Source organism: Nonomuraea sp. NPDC001684 (assembly GCF_053596515.1).
The window spans coordinates 1-8,400 of record NZ_JBSFGJ010000409.1 but is presented as its reverse complement, the minus strand read 5'-3'; the positions used below and the strand labels follow the sequence as shown (position 1 = coordinate 8,400).

Here is an 8,400-nt window from a genome sequence, read left to right as displayed (position 1 = left end):
AGCAGCTCCAGGTGGCTGGGGACGCACTTGACGACGTCCACCCGGTGGTGGGTCAGGTAGTCGGCGAACGCGGCCGGGTCCATCGCGGTCTCGCGTGGCACCAGGTGCACCGTCCCGCCGGTGGTCAGCGCGCCGAACACGCAGGTCAGACCGAAGTCGGCCGCGGGCGTGGAGACCACGGCGAACGAGCCGCCGGGCACACCGATGCGCGGCAGCATGCCGCCCAGGTAGTTCAGGACGCCGCCGTGCTCGGCGGCCACCGCCTTGGGCGTGCCGGTGGACCCCGACGTGAAGATCACGTGGTGCAGGTGCTCCGGCAGCACCTCGACCCGGGGCCGGGTGTCCGGCAGGGACGGCGGCCGGTCCAGCGTCAGCACCTGCCTGCCGTCCCCGATCAGGGGCGCGAACTCGCTCACCGTCACCACGGCGCGCACCCCGGCGGCCTCCAGCATCGCGGCGATCCGCGCCGCCGGGTACGCCGGGTCCATCGGCAGGTAGCCGCCGCCCGACTTCTGGATGCCGAACAACGCGCACGCCAGGTCCGCGCCCGGCTCCAGCAGCACGCCGACCGGCTCGTCGGCGCTCACCCCGGCTTCCAGCAGCCAGTGGGCGATCCGGTTGGCGGCCGCCTCCAGCTCCGCGTAGGTCAGGGCGCGGTCGGCCCCCACCACGGCCGGCGCGCCGGGGGTCTCGTCCACCCAGCGTTCGATCAGGTGGTGCACCGCCCCGGCGGGCGGCTCCGGCGGCGGCCCGCCGGCCAGCGCCGGGCCGGTCACCGGCTCCAGCGGCACCGCGCCCACCGGCGCGTCCAGGTCGGCGAGCAGCCCGTCGAGGAGAGCGGCGTACCAGCGGGTCAGCTTGGCCGCGGTGCCCGGTTCGAACAGGTCGGTCCGGTAGGCGAGCCCGCCGCGCAGCGGCGCGCCCGGCCCGTCGTCCACGACGTGCCAGCTCAGGTCGAACTTGGTGGTCAGCTCCGGCAGGTGGATCTCGGACGCCTCCAGGCCGGGCAGCTCCGCCCCGGCCACGCCGGGGACGTAGTTGAGCATCACCTGGAACAGTGGCGTGGCCGCCAGGTTCCGCTCCGGTCGCAGCCGGTCCACCACCCGGTCGAACGGCGTGCCCGCGTGCGCGAGCGCGCCCAGCGCGGACTCCCGCGCGCGGGCCAGCAGGTCGCGCCCGGTCGGGTCGCCGCCCACGTCGGTCCGCACGACCACGGTGTTGAGGAAGCAGCCCACCACGCCTTCGGTGTCCGGGTGGTCGCGGCCGGAGACCGGCACGCCGACCGCGATGTCCGCGCTCGCCGACAGCCGGGCCAGCAGCGCCTGCAACCCGGCCAGCAGCACGATGAACGGCGTGGACCGGTAGGCGGCGGCCACCGTCCTGATCCGCTCGCTCAGCTCCGCCGGGAGCTCCAGGTCCAGCGCGGCTCCGCCCGGGTCGGGCACCGCGGGGCGTGGCCGGTCGGTGGGCAGGTCGAGCACCGGCGGCAGGCCGTCCAGGCGCCCGGCCCACCAGTCCAGGTCGGCCGGGTCGGGGACCGGCGACACCTCGGCGTACTGCGCCGGGGGCGGGTCGAGCGGCGGGCGCAGGCCGAGGCGGGCGGCGTACAGGCCGGACAGCTCCGACAGCAGCAGCCCGCGCGTCCACGCGTCGGTGGCGATGTGGTGGAAGGTGAGGGAGAGCACGTGCTCGTCGTCGTCCCCAGGATCGCCGACGGCGAGCAGCACCGCCCGCATCGGCGGCTCCCGGTCCAGCGCGAACGGCGTCGCCAGGTGCCCGGCCAGCACGTCCTCGACCTCGGACCGGTCCACGCGCGCGGTGGAGACGGGCACCTCGGCGGCGTCCCGGACCACCATCACCGGCTCGGGGCCGGAGTCGTCGACCACGCCGCGCAGCACGTGGTGCCGTCCGGCCAGGTCACGCACCGCGTCCAGCAGCGCCTCCGCGCGCAGCGGGCCGCGCAGCCGCAGCGCCACCGGCACGTTGTAGGCGCTGCTGTCCGGTTCGAGCTGGGCCAGGAACCACAGCCTGGCCTGCACCCCGGACAGCGGCACCGGCCCGTCCGCCGGCGCGCGCCGCACGCGCGCCGCAGTGGCCGGACGGGGCAGCGCGGCGGCCAGGTCGGCCAGCACCGGGTGCTCGAACAGCAGCCGCACCGGCACCGCCGCGCCCAGCCGCTCCCGCAGCCGCCCGGCCACCCGGGTCGCCGCGAACGAGTGCCCGCCGAGGGCGAAGAAGTCGTCGTCCGCCCACACCTCGGCGAGTTCGAGCACGTCGGCCCAGACCTCGCCGACCAGGCGCTCGGCAGGTGTCCCGAGCGGCACCCGCACCGCGGGCCCCGCCTCGGGCACGGGCAGCGCCGCCCGGTCCACCTTGCCGTTCGGGGTGAGCGGCAACGCCTCCAGCACGCCGATCGCGGCCGGCACCATGTAGTCGGGCAGCCGCTCGCGCAGCGCCGAGCGCACCTGCGCCACGTCCACCGTCGCGGGCGTCACCCAGGCGGCCAGACGGCGCTCCAGGCCGTCGCCGACCGGCTGCACGTACGCCTCCGCGACCTGCGGCAGGGCCCGCAACGCCGCGGCGACCTCGCCCAGCTCGACGCGGAAGCCGCGCACCTTCACCTGGTCGTCGATCCGCCCCAGGAACTCGATCAGCCCGTCCCCGGTCACCCGGACCCGGTCGCCGGTGCGGTACCAGCCGCCGGTGAAACGCTCCGCGGTGAGGTCGGGGCGGCCCAGGTAGCCGCGGGCCACGCTCGGCCCGCCGATCCACAGCTCGCCGGGCACGCCGGGCGGCAACGCCCGTCCGGACGGGTCGGCCACCCGGCACACCACGTCGGCCAGCGGCCGGCCCAGCGGCGCCCGGCCCGGCCCCAGCTCGGCCAGGGCCTGGCCGGCGTCGCAGGCCAGCACCGACACCGTGGTCTCGGTGGGGCCGTAGTGGATCTGCACCTCCAGGTCCGGCCGCGCCGCCCGGACCCGCGCGACCAGGTCCGCCGGCACCGCCTCGCCGGCCAGGATCAGCAGCTTGGCGGGCAGGGCGGCCGTGCCGAGGAGTTCGAGCTGGCTGGGCACCATCTTGATCGCGTCCACCGGGTGCGCCGCCAGGCGGGCGGCGAACGCGGCCGGGTCGGTGGCCGTCTCGTGGTCGATCAGGTGGAGGGTGGCGCCCGTGGTCAGCGCGCACCACAGGTTCGTCATGCCCAGGTCGGCGGCGGCGGTGGAGACCAGCGCGAACGACGTCATCCCCGCGGGGACGACCTCGGCCACCGCGCCAAGGTAGTGCGTGATGTGCCGGTGCTCGACCGCGACGCCCTTCGGCCGTCCGGTCGAGCCCGAGGTGTAGATCACGTACGCCAGGTGCTCCGGCCGCACCGCCACGCCGGGACGCTCGCCGGACGCCTCCGCCGCGGCGGCGAGCTCGGCGCCGGTGAGCACGATCCGCGCTCCGGCGTCGGCCACCACCGCCTGGTTGCGCCGCTCCGGGTAGACCGGGTCGAGCGGCAGGTAGGCGGCGCCCGCCTTGAGCACGCCGAGCACGGCGACCACCAGCTCGGGCCGCCGCTCCAGCAGCACGCCGACCGGCTCCTGCGGCCGTACCCCGCTCTCCAGCAGCCAGTGGGCCACCTGGTTGGCGCGGCGGTCCAGCTCCGCGTAGCTGAGCGAGCCGACCGCGACCGCGTCGGGGCGGGCGTCGGCCATCCGCTCGACCAGCGTGTGCAGCGGCACGTCCACGGGCAGACCGGCGTCCGGGCCGCGCAGGTCGTCGCCGGCCGGCAGCCGCACCGGCGCGTCCGGGTCGGTGAGCATGCCGTCCAGCAGCTCCAGGTACCAGCCGGCCAGCCGGCGCACGGTGGCCTCGTCGAACAGGTCGGTGCGGAAGCGTAACTCGCCCGAGAAACGGGTGCCGTCGTCGCCGAGCTCCAGGTTCAGGTCGAACTTGGCGGTCGGCGCGGGCGGCGTCCCGGCCTCGACCGTCAGCCCCGGCAGCGACAGCGGCGCGCCGGTGTCGTAGACGTTGAGCATCACCTGGAACAGCGGTGTGACCGCGAGGTTCCGCTCCGGCTGCAACCGCTCCACGACCCGCTCGAACGGCGTGCCGGCGTGCGCGAACGCGTCCAGCGCCGCCGTGCGCGCCCGTGCCAGCAGCTCGGCGCCGGTCGGGTCGCCCGCGGTGTCGCCGCGCACCACCAGCGTGTTGATGAAACAGCCGACGACCCGCTCGGCGTCGGGGTGGTGGCGGCCCGCGTGCGGCACGCCGACGGCGATGTCGTCCACGCCGGACAGGCGGCTCAGCAACGCCTGCAACCCGGCCAGGAACACCATGAACGGCGACGTCCCGGCCACCGCGCGCACCTTGGCCGACAACGCCTCGGGCACCTCCACCGCGACCGCCGCCCCCTCCCACGTGGGGACGGCCGGGCGCGGGCGGGCGAGCGGCAGGTCGAGCACCGGCGGCAGGCCCGCCAGGTGGGCGGCCCACCAGTCGAGGTCGGCGTCGGGCCGCCCGGCCTCCCACGCGGCCACGTCCGCGTACTGCAGGGCCGGGGGAGCGGGGGGCGGCTCCAGGCCGAGGCGGGCGGCGTACAGGTGGGCGAGATCGTCCAGCAGGACGCGTTCCGACCAGGCGTCGGTGGCGATGTGGTGCAGGGTGAGCGCGAGCACGCACTCCTCGTCGCCGAGCCGGTAGAGCGTGGCCCGCAGGGGCGGCTCGGCGTCCAGCCGGAACGGCCGCCAGGCGTGGTCGGCCAGCTCCCGCTCCAGCTCCGCCGGGCCGGCGTTCACCATGTCGACCACGGGCACCGGCACGGCGGCGACGGGCCGCACGCGTCCGTCCTCGATGACGCCGCGCAGGATCCAGTGCCGCTCGGCCAGGTCCGCCACCGCGCCGGTGAGGGCGGCGACGTCCACCGGGCCGCGCAGCCGCAGCGTCAGCGGCACGTTGTAGGCGGGCGTGCCCGGTTCGAGCTGGGCCAGGAACCACAGCCGCTCCTGCGCCGGCGACAGCGGCATGTCCGCGGCCGACGTCGCCGGGATCCGGGGGACGGCGGCCTGCTCCTTCTGCTTCAGAGCGGCGGCGAGCCTGGAGCGGACGAGTTCGGCGATCCGGTCCTCACGTACCTCGGTCATCCCTCGTCCCCCTCCATCAGGTCGGCGGCCAGCAGTTCCTCCAGCGCGGCGGCGAAATCGGCCAGCACCGGCCGGTCGAACACCAACCGCACGGGCACGGTGACCTGCAACATCTCGCGCAGGCGGGCGGCCACCCTGGTCGCGGCGAACGAGGCTCCGCCGAGGGCGAAGAAGTCGTCGCCGGCCCAGACCTCGGGCCGTTCGAGCACCTCGGCCCAGACGGCGGCCACCAGGAGCTCGGCCTCGGTGGCCGGCTCGACCCGCGCCGGGGCCGGGCCGGTGTCCGGCTCGGGCAGCGCGTGGCGGTCCACCTTGCCGCTGGGCAGCGTGGGCAGGGCCGGCAGCGCGACCCAGCGGCGCGGCACCATGTGGCCGGGCAGCCGGGACCGGGCGTGCCGCTCGACCGCGGCCAGGTCCGCCGTCTCCGGCGCGACGTAGCCGACCAGGTGGGCCTGCGCGTCCGTGCCCGCCACGGTCACCGCGGCCTCGGCGACCTCGCGCAGCACGGCCTCGACCTCGCCCAGCTCGATCCGGTAACCGCGGACCTTCACCTGGTGGTCGCGGCGGCCGTGGAACTCCAGCGTCCCGTCCGGCCGCCGGCGCGCCAGGTCGCCGGTGCGGTAGCAGCGGCCGTCCGGCGTGAACGGGTCGGCCACGAAGGCGGCCGCGGTGAGGTCCGGACGGCCCCGGTACCCGCGGGCCACCCCGGCGCCGCCCAGCAGCAGCTCGCCGACCGCGCCGGGCGGCACCAGCCGCAGCCGCGCGTCGACCACGTACGCCCGCTCGCCCGGCATCGGCGACCCGATCGGCACCCGGTCGCCCTCGTGCGCGCGCACCCGGTGCAGCATGGAGGTGACGGTGGTCTCGGTGGGCCCGTAGGCGTTCCACAACTCGCCGACGCGCAGCAGGATCTGCTCGGCCAGCGCCGGGTCCAGAGCCTCCCCGCCGGCGACGGCGCGCAGCGCGGGGTCACCCGCCCAGCCCGCCGCGATCAGCATCCGGTACGCGGTCGGCACCAGGTCGATCACCGTGGCCGCGCTCGTGGTGATCAGCTCCGCCAGCGCGTGCCCGTCGGTGGCCGTGGCCCTGTCCACCACCACCGACGTGCCGCCGGCGGCCAGGACGCTCCACAGCTCGGAGGCGGAGACGTCGAAGCTCAGCGGCGCGACCGCGGGCTGCACGTCGGCCGGGCCGAGGCGGAGCGTCGAGATCATCCCGGCCACGAGGGCGGCCAGGGCGCCGTGGGTGACCTCGACCCCCTTGGGGGCGCCGGTGGAGCCGGAGGTGTAGGTGACGTACGCCAGGTCCTCGGCGCGCACCTCGGGAAGGTCCGCGCGGGAGCCCGTCGCGAGCCGGTCCACGTCGAGCGTCACCGGCCCGTCCTCGCCGGGCGCCGTCTCCAGGGGCGTCCCGCCGCGGGTGAGGACCACGCGGGCGCCGGCGTCCGCGGCCAGCAGGCGCAGCCGCTCGGCCGGGTGTTCCGGGTCCAGCGGCAGGTACGCCGCCCCCGCCCGCCACACGCCCAGCAGCGCCGCGGGCAACATCTCGTCCCGCGGCACGTGCACGCCGACCACGTCGCCGCGCGACACCCCGTGCGCCAGCAGCCCGGCCGCGATCCGGTCGGCGCGGTCGTTCAGCTCGGCGTGGCTCAGGGCGACGCCGTCCGGGCCGACCACCGCCGTGCCCGCCGCGCCACCCGCGTTCGCCGCGAGCGACAGCGGCACCGGGGGCAGGTCGTCCGGCAGCAGGGGGCCGGCCGCGCGGGCCAGCAGCGTGGCGCGTTCGTCCGGGGTGACCGGCTCGAACGTGGCGATCGCCAGGTCCGGCTCGGCCACCACGCGCCGCAGCAGCCACAGCAGCCGGTCCAGGTACGCCCCGGCCGCCTCCCGGCCGAGCAGCGCGACCGCGTACTCCAGGTGCAGCTCGGCGCCGGCGGCCGTGCGGTTGACGAGCACGCTGAACTCGTGCACCGCCGCGCCCGGGCCGACCTCGGTCAGCAGTTCCAGGCATCCGGCGCGCACCGGCACCTCGGCGTGCTGCATGGCCAGCAGCACCGGGGCGCGGGGCACGTCCGCGGGCGGGACCTCCTGGTGTACCAGCGCCCGCGTGGCGGCCTGCCCGGCCTGCCGGACCAGGTCGCGGAAGGTCGGCGCGGCGTCCGGCCGCAGCCGCACCGGCACCGTGTCGATCAGCGGCCCGACGACCCGGGCCAGCTCCGGCCGGGCGCGCCGCGCCGCGACCATGCCGACCAGCGTGTCCGGCTCCCCGGCGGCCAGGGCGAGCGCGGCCAGGTACACGGCGTACGGGGTCGCGCCGCACGCGCGGGCCAGCGCGGCCACGCCGTCCGTGAACTCCTCGGTGAGCGGCCTGATCACCCGGCATGTCGTCAGGTCGCCGGGCGGCGGCCCCGCCACCGGCGCCCCCGCCAGCTCGTCGCGCCAGAACGCGCGCAGCCGCGCGAGGTCGGGCCGGTCCTCCTGCTCGCGCACCGCCACGTCGCCGAGCTGCACCGCCGGCTCGGGGACGGTCTCGCCCGCCAGCTCGGCGGCCAGCTCGTCCATCAGCACGCCGGTCGAACCGCCGTCGAAGGAGATGTGGTCCGTCACGAGCACCAGCTCGGCCACGCCCTCTCCGACGGGGCACAGGCTCGCGCGCAGCAACGGCACCTCGGTCGTCACGTCGAACACGTGCTCCACCGCCGCCCGGGCCACCTTGACCGGGTCCGCGCCCGCCGGATGCTCGACCAGGGGAACGGCGACGGGCGGGTGCACGACCGCGTACGGGACGCCGTCCTCGCCGACGGAGATCGTGCTGCGCAGGGCCTCGTGCCGGCGCAGGACCGCGTCCAGCGCCCGGCGCAGCGGCGCGCTCCCGCTCAGGTCGCGCACGCGCAGCCGGATCGACACGGTGGTGACCGGGCTGTGCGGGTGGAGCTGGCGCAACGTCCAGAACTCGCGCTGCGCGGCGGTGAGCGGGTGCCGGGTCCGGCCGGTCCGCCGCACCGGAGCCGATCCCGGCTCGCGCAGGCGCGCCGCCAGCCCGGCCGCGGTCGGCTCGGTCAGGAACGTCGCCAGCGGCACGGTGTGCCCGAGCCGCCGGGACAGCTCGGTCACCACCCGGGCGGCGGCCAGCGAGTGCCCGCCCAGGTCGGCGAACCGGTCGTGCACGCCCACCTCCGGCAGGGTCAACTCGCTGGTGGGGGCCGACGTGGCCGAGCCCGGCGTGCTGCGGCCCACCACGCTGGTGCCCACGCTCGTCGTCAACCCGGCTG

General features: G+C 77.0%; 2 protein-coding genes. Both read right to left on the bottom strand.

Features of this window, described 5'->3' with window-relative positions:
- Positions 1 to 5,129, bottom strand: a 5,129-nt coding sequence (locus ACWCSD_RS41630) for an amino acid adenylation domain-containing protein (RefSeq protein WP_449923221.1), incomplete at its 3' end; no start/stop codon positions are given.
- The coding region (locus ACWCSD_RS41625) for a non-ribosomal peptide synthetase (RefSeq protein ID WP_449923218.1) at positions 5,126 to 8,400 on the bottom strand (3,275 nt) is incomplete at its 5' end. The genes ACWCSD_RS41630 and ACWCSD_RS41625, both read right to left, overlap by 4 nt.